Annotated in this window: 17 protein-coding genes; 10 read left to right on the top strand and 7 right to left on the bottom strand. The window is 67.5% G+C overall.

Annotated elements, in window-relative coordinates; all coding sequences use genetic code 11:
• Positions 1-77: 77 nt before the first annotated feature.
• Genes CVUC_RS09220 through dapF form a run of 4 tightly spaced genes read right to left on the bottom strand, consistent with a single transcriptional unit; the run spans position 78 to position 3,488 of the window.
• Positions 78-476 carry a helix-turn-helix domain-containing protein gene (locus CVUC_RS09220; RefSeq protein WP_096034644.1) on the bottom strand — a complete coding sequence of 133 codons (399 nt, stop codon included), beginning with the start codon at positions 474-476 and terminating at the stop codon, positions 78-80.
• Positions 473-1,804 carry a tRNA (N(6)-L-threonylcarbamoyladenosine(37)-C(2))-methylthiotransferase MtaB gene (gene mtaB, locus CVUC_RS09225; protein WP_096034645.1) on the bottom strand — a complete coding sequence of 444 codons (1,332 nt, stop codon included), beginning with the start codon at positions 1,802-1,804 and terminating at the stop codon, positions 473-475. The genes CVUC_RS09220 and mtaB overlap by 4 nt, the downstream gene beginning before the upstream one ends.
• Positions 1,801-2,724 (bottom strand): SDR family NAD(P)-dependent oxidoreductase, encoded by a 924-nt coding sequence (locus CVUC_RS09230; RefSeq protein WP_164468250.1) that lies wholly within the window; start codon positions 2,722-2,724, stop codon positions 1,801-1,803. The genes mtaB and CVUC_RS09230 overlap by 4 nt, the downstream gene beginning before the upstream one ends.
• On the bottom strand, positions 2,637-3,488 hold the full coding sequence (gene dapF, locus CVUC_RS09235; RefSeq protein ID WP_096034647.1) for a diaminopimelate epimerase: 852 nt from the start codon (positions 3,486-3,488) through the stop codon (positions 2,637-2,639). The genes CVUC_RS09230 and dapF overlap by 88 nt, the downstream gene beginning before the upstream one ends.
• Positions 3,489-3,501: 13 nt before the next feature.
• Here dapF and CVUC_RS09240 point away from each other — a divergent pair, with 13 nt between their 5' ends.
• From CVUC_RS09240 to CVUC_RS09250, 3 genes are all read left to right on the top strand, one after another.
• Complete coding sequence (locus tag CVUC_RS09240) at positions 3,502-5,763, top strand: prolyl oligopeptidase family serine peptidase (RefSeq protein ID WP_096034841.1); 2,262 nt, start codon at positions 3,502-3,504, stop codon at positions 5,761-5,763.
• Entirely contained in the window at positions 5,764-7,920 is a 2,157-nt protein-coding gene (locus CVUC_RS09245; RefSeq protein ID WP_096034648.1) for a prolyl oligopeptidase family serine peptidase, read from the top strand.
• Between the two features lie 130 nt (positions 7,921-8,050).
• Positions 8,051-9,136 (top strand): GNAT family N-acetyltransferase, encoded by a 1,086-nt coding sequence (locus CVUC_RS09250; RefSeq protein ID WP_096034649.1) that lies wholly within the window; start codon positions 8,051-8,053, stop codon positions 9,134-9,136.
• A 111-nt stretch (positions 9,137-9,247) separates the two neighbouring features.
• Here CVUC_RS09250 and CVUC_RS09255 read toward each other — a convergent pair whose 3' ends face one another.
• Entirely contained in the window at positions 9,248-9,535 is a 288-nt protein-coding gene (locus CVUC_RS09255) for a DUF2218 domain-containing protein (RefSeq protein WP_205685759.1), read from the bottom strand.
• Positions 9,536-9,548: 13 nt separating this feature from the next.
• Entirely contained in the window at positions 9,549-10,127 is a 579-nt protein-coding gene (locus CVUC_RS09260) for a PadR family transcriptional regulator (RefSeq protein WP_164468251.1), read from the bottom strand.
• 303 nt (positions 10,128-10,430) lie between these two features.
• On the opposite strand from CVUC_RS09260, the gene CVUC_RS09265 reads away from it, so the two are divergent.
• The 5 genes from CVUC_RS09265 to CVUC_RS09285 are packed head-to-tail and all read left to right on the top strand — an operon-like array spanning position 10,431 to position 14,071.
• Entirely contained in the window at positions 10,431-11,291 is an 861-nt protein-coding gene (locus CVUC_RS09265) for an MlaA family lipoprotein (RefSeq protein ID WP_010921519.1), read from the top strand.
• A complete protein-coding gene (locus CVUC_RS09270) occupies positions 11,288-11,950 on the top strand; it encodes an MlaC/ttg2D family ABC transporter substrate-binding protein (RefSeq protein WP_096034652.1) in 663 nt (220 codons plus the stop codon). Before CVUC_RS09265 ends, CVUC_RS09270 begins: the two co-directional genes overlap by 4 nt.
• A gap of 30 nt (positions 11,951-11,980) precedes the next feature.
• Positions 11,981-12,493 carry an outer membrane lipid asymmetry maintenance protein MlaD gene (gene mlaD / locus CVUC_RS09275; protein WP_096034653.1) on the top strand — a complete coding sequence of 171 codons (513 nt, stop codon included), beginning with the start codon at positions 11,981-11,983 and terminating at the stop codon, positions 12,491-12,493.
• 1 nt (position 12,494) lies between these two features.
• Entirely contained in the window at positions 12,495-13,304 is an 810-nt protein-coding gene (locus CVUC_RS09280) for an MlaE family ABC transporter permease (RefSeq protein WP_096034654.1), read from the top strand.
• Entirely contained in the window at positions 13,301-14,071 is a 771-nt protein-coding gene (locus CVUC_RS09285; RefSeq protein ID WP_096034655.1) for an ABC transporter ATP-binding protein, read from the top strand. The genes CVUC_RS09280 and CVUC_RS09285 overlap by 4 nt, the downstream gene beginning before the upstream one ends.
• A 6-nt stretch (positions 14,072-14,077) precedes the next feature.
• Here the strand turns inward: CVUC_RS09285 and CVUC_RS09290 are convergent, their stop codons facing one another.
• Positions 14,078-14,980, bottom strand: coding sequence for a hydrogen peroxide-inducible genes activator (locus CVUC_RS09290; protein WP_010921524.1), 903 nt, complete (start codon positions 14,978-14,980; stop codon positions 14,078-14,080).
• Positions 14,981-15,203: 223 nt separating this feature from the next.
• Between CVUC_RS09290 and CVUC_RS09295 the strand changes: the two genes are divergently transcribed.
• Both CVUC_RS09295 and creS read left to right on the top strand, forming a co-directional pair.
• Complete coding sequence (locus tag CVUC_RS09295; protein WP_096034842.1) at positions 15,204-15,755, top strand: carboxymuconolactone decarboxylase family protein; 552 nt, start codon at positions 15,204-15,206, stop codon at positions 15,753-15,755.
• A 152-nt stretch (positions 15,756-15,907) separates the two neighbouring features.
• Positions 15,908-17,281, top strand: coding sequence for a crescentin (gene creS, locus CVUC_RS09300; protein ID WP_015923341.1), 1,374 nt, complete (start codon positions 15,908-15,910; stop codon positions 17,279-17,281).
• Positions 17,282-17,414: the final 133 nt, after the last annotated feature.

The raw sequence follows: 17,414 nt of genomic DNA on the forward strand, positions 1-17,414 counted from the left end.
TCTGCAGAAGAACCGGGTCGGACCCTGTCCGGCCCGGTTTTTTCATGGCCGTGGCGGGGGGGCAGGGCGAGCCGGGATCAGGCGGGCTCGATCTCGCAGATCAGGGCCTGAACCGGGATGCCCCAGGCCTTCGAAAGCAACCTGATCTGCGGCAGGGTCAGGTCGCGGCGGCCGCTGAGGATTTCCGAGGCGCGGGATCGCGAGCCCAGAAGTTCAGCCAGGTCCGACTGCCCAAGCCCCCGGCGGTCCATAGCGAAGCGGATGGCCTCAACCGGACCGGTTTCGGGCATTGGAAAATGCTCTTCCTCATACTTGGCCAGAAGCAGGCCCAGCAGCTCGAACCGATCACCGTCTTCACTGCCGGGGACGGGCTCGTGATCGAAACAGGCTTCGAATTCAGCCAGGACCGCCGCATAGCCGGCCTCGTCGCGGATGATGCGGACGGCGCCGCACTGGCAGCCGCCGCTCAGGGTCATGCCGCCAGCTCGGCGATCACCCGCGCGCCGTCATGGCCGGTGACGCGGAAGGCCAGGATCTGGCCGGAGGGCGCTTCGCCCGCGAAGGCGATCTCGGTGAAGTCCTCGGCCCGGGCCACGCCGTCGCGCTCGACCAGTCCGGAGAGCACGCGGCCGACCTGGCGCTGAAGGTGGCGTTCCAGGCCTCGCTGCCCGGCTTCGCGCAGGCGGCGGGCGCGGTCCTTGATCACCGGCCCCTTGACCGGCGGCATCCGCGCCGCCGGCGTGCCGGGGCGGGCGCTGTAGGGGAAGACATGCAGGAAGGCCAGACCCGCCTCCTCGACCAGCTTGAGGGTATTCTCAAAGGCCTCATCGGTCTCGGTCGGGAAGCCCGCGATCAGGTCGGCGCCGAAGGCGGTGTCGGGGCGCACGCGGCGCACCTCGGCCACCAGTTTCAGCGCGTCCTCGCGGCTGTGGCGGCGCTTCATCCGCTTGAGGATCAGGTTATCGCCCGCCTGCAGCGACAGGTGCAGGTAAGGCATCAGGCGCGGCTCGGTTTCGAGCAGCTTGAAGAGATCCGGATCAATCTCGGCCGCGTCGATCGAGGACAGGCGCAGGCGCGGCAGGTCCGGAACCATGCGCAGGATGCGGCCGACCAGCTGGCCCAGCGTCGGCTGACCCGGCAGGTCCGCGCCCCAGGACGTGACGTCGACGCCCGTCAGCACCACCTCGAGATAGCCCTCGGCGGCCAGCTTGCGCACCTGCTCGACGACCTCGCCGGCCGGGGCCGAGCGCGAATTTCCCCGTCCATAGGGGATGATGCAGAAGGTGCAGCGGTGATCGCAGCCGTTCTGCACCTCGACATAGGCGCGGGCCCGGTCCTTCAGGCCATCGATCAGGTGACCGGCGGTCTCCTTGATCGACATGATGTCGTTGACCCGCACGCGGGTGGAGGTGTCGGTCAGGGCGCCGGGGGCGGCCTTCTCGGCGTTGCCCAAAACGAGATCGACCTCGGGCATGGCGGCGAAGGCGGCGGGATCCACCTGGGCGGCGCAGCCGGTGACGATGATCCGGGCGCCCGGCCGCTCGCGCCGCGCCTTGCGGATCGCCTGACGGGCCTGGCGCACGGCCTCGTTGGTCACCGCGCAGGTGTTGAACACCACCGCGTCCGAAAGCCCGTCCGCCGAAGCGCGGGCCCGCATGGCCTCGCTCTCATAGGCGTTCAGCCGGCAGCCGAAGGTGACGACGTCGACGCCGTCGGGGCCTGACAGGGTGGTCGCAGGACCGCCCTCCTCGCCCGCTGCAGGCGGAGACTTCGGGGTCGCCTTGATGACGGTGTAGGTGGTCACGGCTTGTCGACGCCCGACGAGGCGAAACTCGCGAAGGCGTCCTTCCAGTCGGGATGCCAGCGCGAAAGGGCCGGGCGGTTCTCGATGATGTCGCCCATGGCCCAGGCCATGCGCCTCTCATCGACCGCGCGGCTGACGTCGTTGTCCGGGCACAAGATGTAGAAGTCGCCGGCCTCGATGCGGGCGAGCATGAAGTGGACCACCTGCTCGGGCGTCCAGGCCGCGTCGGGCTTGCCGCCCGGACCGCGCCTGGTCATGCCGGTGAAGGTGTAGCCGGGGATCAGCAGGTGGGCGGTGACCTGGCAATCCTCGGTCTGGCGCAGCGTGTGGGCCAGGCCCTCGGTCAGGGCCTTCACCGCCGACTTGCTGACATTATAGGCCGTGTCGCCGGGCGGCTGGGTGATACCCTGCTTGGAGCCGGTGTTGATGATCAGGCCGGGACGCCCCGACAGGGCCATCTCTTCGCCGAACACCTGCACGCCGTTGATCACGCCCCACAGATTGACGTCGAGAATGCGCTTCCAGGCGTCGTCGCCGGCGAAGGCGTCGCCGCCGCCGCCGACCCCAGCATTGTTCATCAGCACGTCGACCGCGCCGAATTTTTCCAGGGCGACGGCTTTCAGAGCCTCGACGGCCGCGCGGTCGGCGACATCGGTGGGCGCAGCCACAGCGCCGATCGCCTCAGCCTCTTGCTTGAGCTTGCGACCGGTGACATCGGCCATGACGACATTGAGGCCCAGCTCGCGGAACGTCCTGGCGGCGGCCAGGCCGATGCCATCGGCGGCGCCGGTGATGACGGCCGTCTTGCCGGCGGCAAGGGCGGGATGAAGGCTCATGCGGCGACCAGCTCCGGCAGCTTGCCGGCGTATTCCATGGTGATCGGGCCCGTCATGATCACGTGGCCATCGCTTTCGCGCCATTCGATGGTCAGGGAGCCCGTGTCGAACTCAACCCGCGCCTTGCGATCGGTCAGGCCGCGACGCACGGCGGCGACCTGGGCCGCGCAGGCGCCGGTGCCGCAGGCCTGGGTGAGGCCCGCCCCGCGCTCCCAGACCTTCAGCCGGATATGGTCGCGGCTGGCGATGTGCGCGAAGCCGACATTGACGCCCTCGGGGAACAGCGGGTGATGCTCGACGAGGCTGCCCGTGCCGCGCGCGAAGTCGTCGGTGACCGGCGCGTCGACGAAGAACACCACATGCGGATTGCCCATCGAGACGCAGACCGGCGTGTGGACCAGCGGCGCGTCGATCGGACCGACCTGCAGCTCCACGCGCTCGGTGTTCATCTCTTCAGACAGCGGGATCTGGGTCCAGTCGAGACCGGGCGGACCCATGTCGACCGTGACCAGCTTGTCGCCGGCCGCAACACCCGACAGGCGCCCGGCCACGGTGTCGAAGGCCACCGCGTCCTTGCCGGCCGACTGCATCAGGAGCCAGGCGACGCAGCGCGTGCCGTTGCCGCAGGCGCCGGCGACTTCCCCGTCCGAGTTCCAGAACCGGACATAGGCCGACGCGCCCTCGGCCCTGGGCGGATCGATGGCGATGACCTGGTCGCAGCCGATCCCTCCGTCCCGTTTGGCGATCGCACGGATCTGCTCAGGGGTCGGATCAAAGCTCTCGGTCAGGGTCTGGACGACGACGAAGTCGTTGCCCAGCCCGTTCATCTTCAGGAAGGTGCGGCTCATGGCGGGCTATATAGTGGAAAAGCCGCGCCAAGTCAGGGGACGCGGCGACGCGGGGCATGATCGCCCACGCTCGGGCCGTTTCCCGGTTCAAGACATTCGAAAAGTGGGCTGGCGCGCGACGGAATGTTCGATACCGTCCCCAGCCATGATGACGCTCCGCCACGGCTCGGCCGCCGCTCTCGCCCTTGTCCTCCTGGCCTCCGGCTCCGCGCGAGCCCAGGAGACCGACCCGCACCTGGCCCTCGAGGCCGTCGAAAGCCCTGAGGCCCTGGCCTGGGTGAAGGCGGAGAACGACAAGACCCTGCCGCTGCTCTCAAGCGATCCGCGCTTTGCGGGCCTGCAGGCGGAGGCCCTGAAGATCCTGGCCGCCAAGGACCGGATCGCCATGCCCAACTTCGTCGGCAAGACGGTGTTCAACTTCTGGCAGGACGCGACCCACGTGCGCGGCGTCTGGCGGCGCACCAGCCTTGAGTCCTACAAGTCGGCCGATCCCCAGTGGGAGACGGTGATCGACCTGGACGCGCTCTCAGCCGCCGAGGGCAAGAACTGGATCTGGAAGGGCGCCGACTGCCGCCCCAAGACCCACGACCGGTGCCTGGTAAACCTCTCCAATGGCGGCAAGGACGCGGTGACCGTCCGTGAGTTCGACCTCACCACCAAGACCTTCGTCGATCCGGCGGCGGGCGGCTTTGTCCTGCCCGAGAGCAAGCAGTCGATCGAGTGGCTGGATCCCGACACCCTGATCCTGACCCGCGACTGGGGGCCGGGCACGACCACCGACAGCGGCTATGGCATGGTGGTCAAGACGCTCAAGCGCGGTCAGGCCCTGGATCAGGCGGTCGAGATCTATCGCGGCCAGAAGGGCGACGTGTCGGTGCGCCCGAACGTCATTCGCGACGCCAAGGGCGGCCGCGTGGTGCTGATCGAACAGGCGACCGACTTCTTCAACAGCCTCTATTTCGAATGGACACCCAAGGGTCTGGCGCCGCTGCCGCTGCCCAAGAAGGGTGGCATTGTCGGCATGTTGGACGGCTTGCTGGTCGTAAAGACCGAGGAGCCCTGGACCTTCGCCGGCGTCGCCATCCCCGCCGGCAGCCTGGCCCTGGTTTCGCCCGAGCGCCTGCGTCCCGGCGCCGAGATCGTGGCGTCGAACGGCTGTAACCCCTGCGCGATCCTCTCGCCGGGGCCGCGGCAGTCGATCGCCCAGGCCACGGTCACCGACAATCGCGTGGTCGCGGTCGTCTATGACAATGTGCGCGGCTCGCTGGTCAGCCTTGAGAACCGGGGCGAACGCGGGGTGGTCAAGACCAACCTGCCCGTCATCGACAACGCCGCCGTGACCCTAGGCTCGCACTCGGACGAGGGCGATCTGGTTTTCTACACCGACGAGGGTTTCGCCACCCCGACCCAGCTGAAACTGGCCGACGCCACCGGGACCACCGCCCAGACGATCAAGGCCCTGCCCGCCCAGTTCGACGCCAGCAAGCTGGAAGTCGAGCAGAAGGTCGCCACCTCCAAGGACGGGACCAAGATCCCCTACTTCCTGATCCATCCCAAGGGTCACAAGCACGACGGCAAGAACCCGCTGCTGCTGCACGCCTATGGCGGCTTCAACCTGTCGAAGCTGCCCGTCTACGACCCGCTGATCGGAAAACTCTGGCTCGAACGGGGCGGCAGCTACGCCGTGGCCAATATCCGGGGCGGCGGGGAGTTTGGCCCAGGCTGGCACCAGGCGGCGCTGAAGGCCAACCGCCAGCGCGCCTATGACGACTATTTCGCCGTGGCCGAGGACCTGATCGCCAAGAAGATCACCTCGCCCCGCCATCTGGGCGCCTATGGCCGCTCGAACGGCGGCCTCTTGATGGGCGTGGCCATGACCCAGCGGCCCGACCTGTGGAACGCCGTGATCGTGGAAAGCCCGCTGCTGGACATGATCCGCTATACCCAGCTGCCGGCGGGCGCCTCGTGGATCGGCGAGTACGGCGATCCGGCCATCCCGGCCGAACGCGCCTGGATCGAGGCCTATAGCCCGTATCAGAAGCTGAAGGCGGGCGTGAAATATCCGCTGGCCTACATCACGACCTCGACCAAGGACGACCGCGTCCATCCGGGCCACGCGCGCAAGTTCGCCGCCCGTCTGGACGACCTGAAGGTCGACAACCTCTATTTCGAGAACACCGACGGCGGCCACGCCAATGGGGCCGACCCCAAGGCCAACGCCCGCCGCTGGGCCCTGCACTACACCTACCTGTCGCGCCAGTTGATGGATCACTAGATGCGTAAGTCCCTGCTTGCCCTCCTCGCTTCCACGAGCCTGATGACCCTGACCCCCGCCATCGCCGCCGACACCGCAAAGCCCACGGGCAAACCCGCCGCCGAGGCCCGCACGCCCCTGTCGGAACTGGGCAAGGACGATCCCTATCTGTGGATGGAGGAGATCGAGGGGACGCGCGCGATGGACTGGGCCAAGGCTCAGAACGCCCGCTCGCTGCCCGTGCTGCAGGGCGACGCGCGCTATGCCGACCTAGAGTCAAAGGCCCTGGCCATCCTGAACGCCAAGGACCGCGTGCCCGGCGTGTCGTTCGCCGGCGATGGTTCCCTGCGCAACTTCTGGCAGGACAAGGATCATGTTCGGGGGATCTGGCGCAAAACGACGCTGGACAGCTACCGCACCGCCGAGCCCGCCTGGGAGACGATCCTCGACATCGACGCCCTGACCAAGGCCGAGAACGCCAACTGGGTGTTCAAGGGCGCCGGCTGCCTGCCGCCGGAGGACACCCGCTGCCTCATCACCCTGTCGAACGGCGGCAAGGACGCGGTGACGGTTCGCGAATTCGACACCACCACCAAGACCTTTGTCCCCGGCGGCTTCGAACTGCCGGAGGGCAAGCAGAACTACACCTGGCTGGACAAGGACACCCTGCTGGTCGGCCGCGAATGGAAGCCGGGCGAGCTGACCAAGTCGGGCTACGCCTATGTCCTGAAAGCGCTCAAGCGCGGGCAGCCCCTGGATCAGGCCAAGGAAGTCTTCCGCGGCGTCGAGACCGACGTTTCGGTCAGCCCGTTCGTGCTGCGTGACGCCGACGGCAAGGCCGTCGCGGTCATGGCCACGCGTGGCGTCACCTTCTTCGAGAGCGAGACCTATCTGATCGAGGGCGACAAGCCCGTTAAACTCGACCTGCCGCTGAAGAGCTCGATCCAGGGCTATGTCGACGGCCAGATGGTTGTCCTGATGGAGCAGGACTGGCCGGCGAAGGGCTTCAAGGTCGGCGACCTGATCAGCTTCGATCTGGCCAAGCTGAAAGCGGCCCCGGACAAGGCTGTGGCCACGCTGGTGCTACGCCCCACGGCCCGCCAGTCGGTGGAGCAGGTCCAGACCACCCGCACCAAGCTGGTCGTCGGCATGCTCGACAACGTCAAGGGCGCGGCCAAGGTGTTCACCCACGGACCCAAGGGCTGGACCGCCCAGGCGCTGGACCTGCCGGCCAACAGCGCGATCGGCCTGGGCTCGTCCGACGACAAGGGCGAGCGCCTGTTCGTCACCGTCACCGGCTATCTGACGCCGACCACCTTCTGGCTGGCCGACGCCGGTTCGCTGAAGCTGGAGCAGATCAAGGCCTCGCCGGCCCGCTTCGACGCCTCGACGCACGTGGTCGAGCAGTTCGAGGCGACCAGCACGGATGGAACCAAGGTTCCCTATTTCGTCGTGCGGCCCAAGGACGTGAAGTACGATGGTTCGGCCCCGACCCTGCTCTACGCCTATGGCGGTTTCCAGGTGCCTCTGACACCCGGCTATTCGGGCACGATGGGCAAGCTGTGGCTGGAGCGCGGCGGCGTCTATGTGGTGGCCAATATCCGGGGCGGCGGCGAGTTCGGTCCGGCCTGGCACTCGGCCGGTCTCAAGGAGAACCGCCAGAAGGTCTATGATGACTTCTTCGCCGTCTCGCAGGACCTGATCACGCGCAAGATCACCTCGCCGCGTCGCCTGGGCATCATGGGCGGTTCGAACGGTGGTCTTCTGATGGGTGTCGCCCTGACCCAGCGGCCCGAGCTCTACAACGCCATCGTCGTGCAGGTGCCGCTGTTCGACATGATCCGCTACAGCCAGATCGGCGCGGGCGCGTCGTGGGTGGGCGAATACGGCGACCCGGCCATTCCGTCGGAGCTGGCCGTGATCGCCAAGTATGACCCCTATTCCAACCTCAAGGCCGGCCAGAAGTACCCCGAGGTGTTCATCGAGACCTCGACCAAGGACGATCGCGTGCACCCGGCCCACGCTCGCAAGGCCGCCGCGCGCCTGATGGAGCTGGGCTATCCGGTGCTCTACTACGAGAATGTCGACGGGGGTCACGCGGCCAGCGCCAACCTGGCCGAGACGGCGCGCCGCCAGGCGCTGGAATATGTCTATCTGACGCGCAAGCTGATGGACTGACACGGCCGGCGCCGCTCGCCCTTAAGGAGAGGCGAGCGGCGCAAAGCCTCGCATACCGGCGTCCCGTCAACCCTAAGGCAATCTCTCGGCATCAGAGTGCTGTCCGACTCTTCTGTCGGACTGGCCCATTTTGCCCATCGAAATCGTCAAAGCGCTGGAACTTTCGGACGCCGATGTCGCGCGGTGGACGCAGCTGCAGCACGGCCAGACGCGGCTCGATTCCCCGTTCCTCTCACCCCAGTGGACCCTGTCTGTCGCACGCGCCCAGGGCGACAAGGGTGACCAGGTGAAGGTCGCGATCCAGCGTGGCCCCGAGGGCGAGGCGCTGGCCTTCCTGCCGGTGCGGGTGCGTCAGGACGTGGCCATGCCTGTGGGCGCGCCGATGTGCGACTATCAGGCCCTGATCTCCGCGCCCGGCGTGACCATGGACCCGCGCGACCTGCTGCACGTGCTCGGCGTGGGTCGGATCGACTTTTGCCACATGATGGCTGACGACGAGACGCTGGGTCGCCATGCGCGCGGCCAGACCGACAGCTGGGTCGTCGAAACACCCGACGGCTACGAAGCCTATGCCGCCGAGCGCAAGGCCGCGGGTGTCGGCGTGCTCAAGGATATCGACAAGAAGCGCCGCAAGGCCGAGCGCGAAGTCGGTCCCTGCCGTTTCACCGCAATGTCGGAGAGCCGGGCGGCGTTCGATCAGCTGATCGCCTGGAAGCGGGTCCAGTTGCTGCTGACCCACCAGACCGACCTCTTCAAGGCGCCGTGGGTCAACAAGCTGCTGGATGATCTGTTCGCGCGCCGCGACACCGATTTTGGCGGGGCGCTCTACACCCTGCATCTGGGCGAGCGCCTCGCGGCCGTGCACTTGCACCTTCGTGGCGAGCACACGATCCACGGCTGGCTGATCGCCCACAATCCCGACCTCGAGCGCTATTCGCCGGGCATGATGCTGTTCCAGGACATCCTGAAGAGCATGGACGGGACGCCGTACATGCGGCTGGATCTCGGAACCGGCGACTACCGCTTCAAGCGCGAGCTCTCCAACGCCCAGCAGCGCGTGGTGTTCGGCTTCCTGGGCTCGCCCTCGATGCCGAGCTTGGTCCGCCACGCGGTCTACGGGGTACGCAGTGTGGCCGAGGCCCTGCCGCTGGGGCGCATCTCGGAACTCCCCGGCAAGGCGATGCGACGCATCGACCTGCTGCGCGGACTGCACTGACGTCTAGAGCATTTTCCGACGAAGTGGATCCGGTTCGTCGTCAGAAAATGCGTTAATACAAAGGGCTAGAGCATTTCTCCGATCCAAACAGATCGGAAAATGCTCTAGGCGTCACGCCTCCCGCGTCCAGCCGTACTTCAGCTCGCCTTCCCGAAAGGCGAAGCGGTCCAGATGTTTGGCCACCACGTCTTCAAGCCTGGCGAGGCCTTCCTGGTCGGCGGCCTCGACGGTGATGTCGAGACTGTCCGCGTGGGCCGTCATGCGACAGAGGCCGAGCGGCAGCGGAAAATAGGCCGAGGCCTCGTCGTAACGAACGTCGAACTTGTGACTCCAGTGCTTGGCGAGCTGGATCATGTAGCGGGCCGCCTTGTCGGTGGCGACGCGAGCGTGGCTTTCCATCGTCGCTTGTTCCTCAGAGGGTCTCGATGGTCGCTGCGGCGTCATCCAGCGCCTTGGCGATGCCGGCGATCTGCTCGGCCGTCAGCTGGCCGCCGTGCAGCTTGAGCCGAAGAGCGGTCTTCAGGTTCTCCCGCGCCCGCAGGATCTGCGGTGAGAACGCGGCGCTGGTCGAAGCGGCCTCGGCCATGCGCTCGAACAGCGAGCGCACAGGCTGTTCGTTGCTGACCAGGAACGCCTCGCCTTCCGGCGTGATCGTATAGAGCTTCTTGCCGCCGCCGGCCTCGCTGGCGACGACATAGCCCAGCTCCTCGAGCAGGGTCAGGGTCGGATAGACCACGCCGGGGCTAGGCGTATAGGCGCCGCCCGCCGCCGTCTCGATCGCCTTGATCAGTTCGTAGCCGTGGCTGGGCTTGTCGGCGATCAGCTTCAGCACCACCAGGCGCAGGTCGCCGTGGTCGAAGAAGCGGCCCATGCGTCCGCCGCGCCCCCGGGGACCGTGATGGTGACCGTGAAAGCCAAACGGATGCCGACCGTGATGCTGGCCCGCGTGGCCACCCCACGCGCTGCGGTGGGAATAATGTCGTCCAAACATGTTTTAGATCCTGTTTCGTTATATCGGAATTACAGATATATCGAAAATGGCGATCGTCAAGAGCGCATTTCGATATATCTAAATACGGACAGGCTCGACGGGCGCGGCGCCGGCGCCACGCTTGCCGACAAACCGCGAAGCCCCCGCGCCCAAGGGGTTCCAGTGCGCCGGTGGGTGGATCACATCGTAAGGCTCGCGGCGGGCGTGACTGAGTCGCGCGACGCCCAGGCGATTTGCGCTCAGGCGTTCAAGCGTAAGCGAAATAGTCGGCCTCAATCTTGATACGGAGGGCGTCGTGAATACATGGCGCCTATGAGAAGCAGGAGCATCCGCTTGCGCGACCGGCATCAAAGCGCGCGCCCACAAGGGTTCCGACGTCACCTCGCCGTCGGCGCCCTGGCGGCCGCCGGCCTTCTGGCGGCGGCGTCGAACGCGCAGGCGCAAGCCGAGCCTGCGCCGCTCGCTTCGGCCGGTCCGGCCGCCAATGATCCCCTGGAAGGCTTCAACCGGGCCTCGTTCAAGCTCGGCATGGGGCTGGACCGTGCGCTGCTGGCGCCGATCACCCACGGCTATATGGCGGTGACGCCGCGCGTCGTCCGCGACCGGGTCAGCTTGGTCATCTACAATATGGGCGAGCCGAACACGGTGATGAACCAGGTTCTTCAAGGCAAGCCGCGTCAGGCCGTGCGCTCGAGCACCCGTTTCGTGGTCAACTCCACGGTCGGCGTGGCGGGCCTGTTCGACGTCGCCGCCAAGATGGGCCTGCCGCCGCGCGGCGCCGATTTCGGCCAGACCTTCGGCCGCTGGGGCGCAGGCCCCGGAGCCTATATCTACGTGCCCCTGATGGGCCCCTTGAACGTTCGCGACGGCGTCGGCCGCGCGCTCGATATCGTCACTGACCCGGTCTCGCTGTTCGTGGGCGGCTTGGACACCGACTTCGGTCGGGCCCGCACGGCGATCACCGTGGTCGACCTGCGCGCCACGACAGACTCCGCATACGAAGCGCTGAAGGACGCGTCCGACCCCTACGTCACCACCCGCTCCGCCTATGCGCAGTATCGGGAGGCCTTCGTCCGCGAAGCCACCGGCGAGAGCGAAGCGCTCCCTGATTTCGACGCGCCGCCGTCCGAACCGAACACCTCATCGGCGACGCCCAATCCATGACCCTCCCCGGTAACTCTATGCGAAACACCTCCATCACCCGCCGCGGCGCCAGCGTCGCGGCTTTGGCGTTCTTCGGCGCCGCGCTTTCCGCCGCCTCCCCCGCCCTGGCCCAGAGCGGCGCGCGCGACCCGGCCGCCGAGGCCTTTGTTCAGACCAAGGCCCAGCGCGTGATCAGCGTGCTGGCCAGCAAGAGCATGAGCGAAGCCCAGAAGAAGCAGGTCTTCCACCAGGCCGTGGACGAACTGGCCGACGTGCCGCGCATCACCAACTTCGTGCTGGGCAAGTACGCCCGGACGATCACGCCGGAGCAGCGGGCCAGGTTCACGCCGGTATTCCGGACCTATGCCGAGAACGTCTACCAGAGCCGCATCAGCGACTATCGCGGCGAACAGCTGAAGGTGACCGGCTCGGTCGTCCGCAAGCCCGGCGACGTGATCGTCAACACCGTGGTCGCCGGCGGTCAGCTGAGCCAGCCGGTGCCGGTCTCCTGGCGCGTGTTGAACAGTGGCGGCGCCTGGAAGGTGGTCGATGTCCAGTTCAAGGGAATCTGGTTGGCGATCACCCAGCAGCAGGACTTCGTGTCGACGATCGACAACGCCGGCGGCAACATCGACGTGCTGATCAACCAGCTTCAGAAGGGCGGCTCGGGTCGTCGCTAGGCGGGACCTGGACTGGAAGGACAACGGCATATGGCATTGCGCGAACAATGGGCCGAAACGGCCATGGGCGTGGTCGTCCTCGCCCTGACGGCGGGGTTCCTGACCTATTCGCTGACCGTGGGCGGCGTGCACATGAAGCGGGGCGACTACGAGATCAGCGCCAAGTTCGGCGAAGCCGGCTCGCTGGCCCCGGGGGCTGCGGTCACGGTCGCGGGCGTCAAGGTCGGCACGGTCTCGCAGATTACGCTGGAGCCCAAGACCTATCTGGCCGTGGCCAAGCTGAGCATCGACCCGACGGTCAAGCTGCCTGCGGACTCCACCGCCAAGATCACCAGCGACGGCCTGCTGGGCGGGGCCCACGTGGCCATCGCGCCCGGCGCGTCACTGGACGACCTGAAGCCGGGCGGCGAGATCGAGAACACGCAAGGCGCCGTCGATCTGTTCGGCCTGATCGGCTCGGTGATCCGGCCGCAAGGCGGCGCGGCGGCGACCTCGACGCCCGCCGAGGCCAATCCGGCCACCCAGCCGGCCGAGAGCTACTGACATGACCGCGGCCGAGGCGGCCCGGCGGGTCGCCACCCATCCCATCCAGGCCCTGGGGCGCTCGACCCTGGCCACCGTGCGCATGGTCGGCGCGGTCGGCGTCTTCGCCGTGCGCGGGGTCATCGCGGCCCTCACGCCGATCTGGTTCTTCAGCCAGCTGCGCCGGCAGATCGTCGCGATCGGCTTCTTCTCGTTGCCGGTCGTAGGCCTTACCGCCGTATTCACCGGCGCGGCCCTGGCGCTGAACATCTTCACCGGCGGGGGCCGGTTCAACGCCGAGCAGGTCATGCCGCAGATCGTCGCGCTGGGCATCACGCGCGAGCTGGGCCCCGTGCTCGCAGCGCTGATGCTGGCCGGCCGGGTTTCGGCGGCCATCGCCGCCGAGATCGGGGCCATGCGCGCGACCGAGCAGATCGACGCCATGCGCACCCTGTCGACCGACCCCTTCCGCTATCTGGTCGCGCCCCGCCTGCTGGCGGCGGTGCTGACGCTGCCGCTGCTCACCGCCGTGGCCGACATCATCGGCATCGCCGGCGGCTGGCTGGTGGCCACGCGGGTGCTGGAGTTCAATCCGACCGTCTATATCCGCAACACCATAGACTTCCTTGAGAGCTGGGACATCATCTCGGGCCTGATCAAGGCGGCGGTGTTCGGCTTCATCGTGGCCCTGATGGGCTGCTATCACGGCTACAACGCCTCGGGCGGCGCGCGCGGCGTCGGCCGGGCCACGACCCACGCGGTGGTCTCCTCGGCGATCCTGATCTTCGCCACGGACTATCTCCTGACCACCCTTTTCACGCACATGTCATGACGAGCCAGGTTCCAAAACTCGCCTGGAAGGGCGTCACCAAGCAGTTCGGGGATCGCAAGGTCCTCGACCAGCTCGACCTGTCCGTCGCCCCCGGCCGCTCGCTGGTCATCATCGGCGGTTCGGGCCAGGGCAAGTCGGTGACCATCAAGACCGCGCTGGGCCTGCTGCGTCCAGAAGCCGGGGCGATCGAGTTGGACGGCAAGAACGTGGTCGGTCTGTCCGAGACCCAGCGGCGCAAGCTGTTCTCGCGTGTCGGGGTGCTGTTCCAGGGCGCAGCCTTGTTCGACAGCCTGACCATCTGGGAAAACGTCGCCTTTCGGCTCATCAACGCCGACGGGGTTCCACGCCGCAAAGCGCGAGACCGCGCGATCGAGGCGCTGGAGCAGGTGCGGCTTTCGGCCGATGTCGCGGAAAGGTTTCCCTCGGAGCTGTCGGGCGGGATGCAGAAGCGCGCGGGTCTGGCCCGCGCCGTGGTGGCCCGGCCGGAAATCCTGTTCTTCGACGAGCCCACCACGGGCCTGGATCCGATCACGGCGGCGGCGATCAATCAGCTGATCTCCGACCAGGTGCGTCGCCTGGGCTCGACGGCGGTGTCGATCACCCATGACCTGGCCTCGGCCCAGACGATCGGCGACGAGATCGCCATGCTGCATGGGGGCAAGATCATCTGGCGGGGTCCGGCGGCGGAGCTGGCCACCACCGACAACCCCTATGTGCGCCAGTTCGTCGAGGGCCGAGCCGAAGGTCCGATCTCTCAGACCCACTGAGGTCTATCAGACCGCCTGCCGCAAGGTGTCCGCCAGCAGGCGTCCCTCGACGCCCCGGCTGGAGCCCGCACGCCAGGCCACGACGATCTCGCGGCTGGGATGGGCGGTCGCCAGGGGACGAACCGTCACGGCCGCCTTGTCGGTCAGCCCGGCCTGAACCGCCATCTTCGGCAGGAACGAGACGCCCAGACCAGAACCGATCATCTGCACCAGCGTGGGCAGCGAGGTCGCCGCGAAGGTCTCTTCCTCGCCAACCCCGCGCGGCGGCTCCAGCCCGCAGGCCGCCAGGGCATGGTCGCGCAGACAGTGGCCGTCCTCCAGCAGGATCAGGTCCTCGCCGGCCAGGCTGTCAGGATCCACCTGGGTCGAGGCGGCCATGGGGTGGTTGGCCGGCGCGGCCGCCAGCAGCTCATCATCCTCGACATGCGCCCAGTCCAGGCCGCCCATGTCGTAGGGCAGGGCGATCAGCGCCGCGTCCAGAGCGCCGGTCTTCAAGGCGCCGATCAGCCGATGCGTCAGATCCTCGCGCAGGAACAGCTTCAGCTTCGGGAAACGGTCGCGGAGCACCGGCAGTGCGCGGGGCAGAAGATAGGGCGCCACGGTCGGGATCACGCCCAACCTGAACCGGCCGGCCAGCGGCTGGCCAGCGCCGCGCGCGGCCTGCACCAGGTCCTCGGCCCGGGCGAGGATGTCCTCCGCGCGTCGAACAGCCTCCTGCCCGGCGGCGGTGAGGATCACGCCCGACCGCGCCCGGTCAACGACCGGCGCGCCCAGGATCTTCTCCAGCTCCTGGATACCGGCCGACAGGGTCGGCTGGGTGACGTGCGCGTTCTCGGCGGCGCGACTGAACGAACCGTGCTCCGACAGGAGCTTCAGATACTGGAGTTGGCGGAGCGTGGGTAACAGCATAGCTTCGCATATAGGGCGTATCTATTCGTTTTCAAAAAACTATCGATTGGACCAAGGCTCAAGCCCCGTCTACCGTCAGACTGTCGAAGCGTCCGGTGATGTCTCCCCACCCCGACCCGGATGTCTGGCGCCTCCCGGTCCTGCCGCCTTCCCCCTTGCGGTTCGGACCGGGACGAACGCTGCGCCCAATGCTACTTCGTCATCGATGGCCATGGAGCATCACGTGTCGATCGAGGCCCTGCGCGCCCGCCTGCCCGACTACGCCCACGATCTTGGGACCAATCTCGCTTTGCTGGTCGACGATCCCGCCCTCGATCCGGAGGCGCGCTGGGGGTGCTTCGTCGCCAGCGCCTGCGCGGTCGGCGAGCCGCAGACGCTTCGCGCGATCGACGCGGCGGCGACCGCAGCAGGCCTGACGGCCGAGGCGAACCGCGCCGCCCGCAAGGCGGCCGCCATGATGGCGATGACCAATGTCTATTTTCGCGCGGTGCATCTGATGGAAGGCGCGGCCTATCAGGCCCTACCCTCCCGGCTTCGCTTGAATCGGCTCGCCCACGCCGGCGCGCGAGGCGTCACCTACGATCTGTCCTGCGTGGCTGTGTCGGCGATCAATGGCTGCGGCGCGTGCCTCGACAGCCACGAGGCCGAGCTTCGCGGACGGGGCGTTGAGCCCACCCAAATCCAGGCCGCCCTGCGTATCGCGGCGGTTGTATCGGCGGTCGCCCGGACGCTGGCGGCGGAAGCCGCGCTCCATCCCCAGAATTTAGAGATTTGAACAGGGCCGCGACGCCCGGTCGCGGCGTCGGCCCCTCGACATTCATCTTGTCCGTAAACTAAGTTGTTAACCTCTGGGTAACAGATTCGCGGCGTCCGCCGAGCCGTCCACTTCTGGACGCCGAGGACTCGCATGGGGCGAAGGTGGGCCGAATGAGACTGCTGTCGAAGAACTCGCGCGAAACCAAGAACGGCAAGCCCACCGTTCTGGGTGATGAAGCTCGCGCCGAGGCCATGCAGCACCAGATCGAGTCCACCCAGGCCATCGGTCAGCGCTACGAGACCATCCATGGCGGCCTGGACAGCATCGGCCGGGTGATGGAGCATCTGAAGGCGATCGAACCGCTGATCGCCGAGATCCGCGGCCCTGTCAGCCAGGAGTTCGAAGCCCGTCGCGCCGAGCACGCCGAGCTGATCGCCGTGCGCGCCAATCTCGACCAGGCCCAGCGCCAGATCGCCTTGATCCAGGCCGAGGAACGCGAGGTTTCCGCCCGCCTCGCCGCCGCCGAAACGGCGCTCGGCGAATCCGACGCCCGTCGGCAGACCCAGGACGCGGCGCTGGAAGACAACGCCCTTGAGATCGACCGCCTGCGCAACGCCCTGCTGCAGTCGGACCTGAAGGTCTCCAGCCTCGACGCCTCGCTGCGCGACGCCACCGCCCGCATCGAGCACCTCGTGCAGGACGTCGAAGGCCTGCGCGTCCAGGCCCAGGACATCGACGCTCGCCGTGGCGACGCCGAGGCCGCCCTGGCTCGCGCCAACCAGGACAACGCCCTGCTGGGCGAGGAAGCCGCGACGCTGAAGAAGCGCGTCGATCAGGCCGGGCTGGACCTGGCCCGCCTGTCGCGCATCGAAACCGATCTTGAAGCCCAGCTGGCCGCCGAGCGCGCCCGCGTTCAGGCCGTCGAAAACGCCCTGGCGGCGCATCAGGCCGACAGCGGTCGCACGATCCGCGGCCTGGAAAGCCAGGTCGAGGCCAACCGCGCCGAGATCTCCGCTCTGCAGACGCGCCTGGAGACCGCTACGGGTCGCGCCGACAAGCTGGAAGAGATGAACGGCCAGATCTCGGCCCGTCTCGCCGACTCCAGCGCCCAGCAGAAGGCGGTGGAACGCCGCGCCGGCGATCTCAATGTCGCCCTGGAGCGCGCCCTCGACCGTATCCGGGCCCTGGAGGAAGAGGCCGACGGCCTGCGCCAGCGTCACGCCGGCGTCGACACCGCCCGCGCCACGGCCATCGAACGCGCCGATCAATTGGCCAAGAGCGCTGTGGCGCAAGAAAAGGCCCTCAAGCGCGCCGAGGAACGGGCTCAGCAGCTACGCGCCCGCCTCGATGCGATGCAGGAAGCGCAAGACCAGGTTCGCCGCGATCACGAGGCGAAGATCGCCGAGCTGCAGGCGACCATCGAGCGCCTGACCTCGGAAGCCGCCCTGGCCGAAGGGGCCCTGGAAGCCGCCCGCCGCGACCGCTCACGCCTGCAGATGGCCCTGCTGGGCGCCAGCGACGGCGACGTGGCCGCGAGCGCCTAAACTCTAAGGCGCTCCAGAAACAAAGACGCCCGCGACCGAGAGGTTCGCGGGCGTTTTTCTTTGGGCGTCAAGACGGCGCGTCTAGAGCCTGTCTGGTTTAGATGGAATCATCTAAACCAGATAAACAGGCTCT

It is taken from the genome of Caulobacter vibrioides (genome assembly GCF_002858865.1).
Taxonomy (GTDB): Bacteria; Pseudomonadota; Alphaproteobacteria; order Caulobacterales; family Caulobacteraceae; genus Caulobacter; species Caulobacter vibrioides.

Bases quoted from the DNA above. Each gene is read 5' to 3' on its own strand.
- CVUC_RS09290 (WP_010921524.1), bottom strand. From the start codon at position 14,980: ATGCTGTTACCCACGCTCCGCCAACTCCAGTATCTGAAGCTCCTGTCG.
- CVUC_RS09255 (WP_205685759.1), bottom strand. From the start codon at position 9,535: ATGGAAAGCCACGCTCGCGTCGCCACCGACAAGGCGGCCCGCTACATG.
- CVUC_RS09260 (WP_164468251.1), bottom strand. From the start codon at position 10,127: ATGTTTGGACGACATTATTCCCACCGCAGCGCGTGGGGTGGCCACGCG.
- mlaD (WP_096034653.1), top strand. From the start codon at position 11,981: ATGGCATTGCGCGAACAATGGGCCGAAACGGCCATGGGCGTGGTCGTC.
- CVUC_RS09245 (WP_096034648.1), top strand. From the start codon at position 5,764: ATGCGTAAGTCCCTGCTTGCCCTCCTCGCTTCCACGAGCCTGATGACC.
- CVUC_RS09285 (WP_096034655.1), top strand. From the start codon at position 13,301: ATGACGAGCCAGGTTCCAAAACTCGCCTGGAAGGGCGTCACCAAGCAG.
- creS (WP_015923341.1), top strand. From the start codon at position 15,908: ATGAGACTGCTGTCGAAGAACTCGCGCGAAACCAAGAACGGCAAGCCC.
- CVUC_RS09270 (WP_096034652.1), top strand. From the start codon at position 11,288: ATGACCCTCCCCGGTAACTCTATGCGAAACACCTCCATCACCCGCCGC.
- CVUC_RS09265 (WP_010921519.1), top strand. From the start codon at position 10,431: ATGGCGCCTATGAGAAGCAGGAGCATCCGCTTGCGCGACCGGCATCAA.
- CVUC_RS09220 (WP_096034644.1), bottom strand. From the start codon at position 476: ATGACCCTGAGCGGCGGCTGCCAGTGCGGCGCCGTCCGCATCATCCGC.
- dapF (WP_096034647.1), bottom strand. From the start codon at position 3,488: ATGAGCCGCACCTTCCTGAAGATGAACGGGCTGGGCAACGACTTCGTC.
- CVUC_RS09230 (WP_164468250.1), bottom strand. From the start codon at position 2,724: ATGGCGCGAAAGCGATGGCCACGTGATCATGACGGGCCCGATCACCAT.
- CVUC_RS09280 (WP_096034654.1), top strand. From the start codon at position 12,495: ATGACCGCGGCCGAGGCGGCCCGGCGGGTCGCCACCCATCCCATCCAG.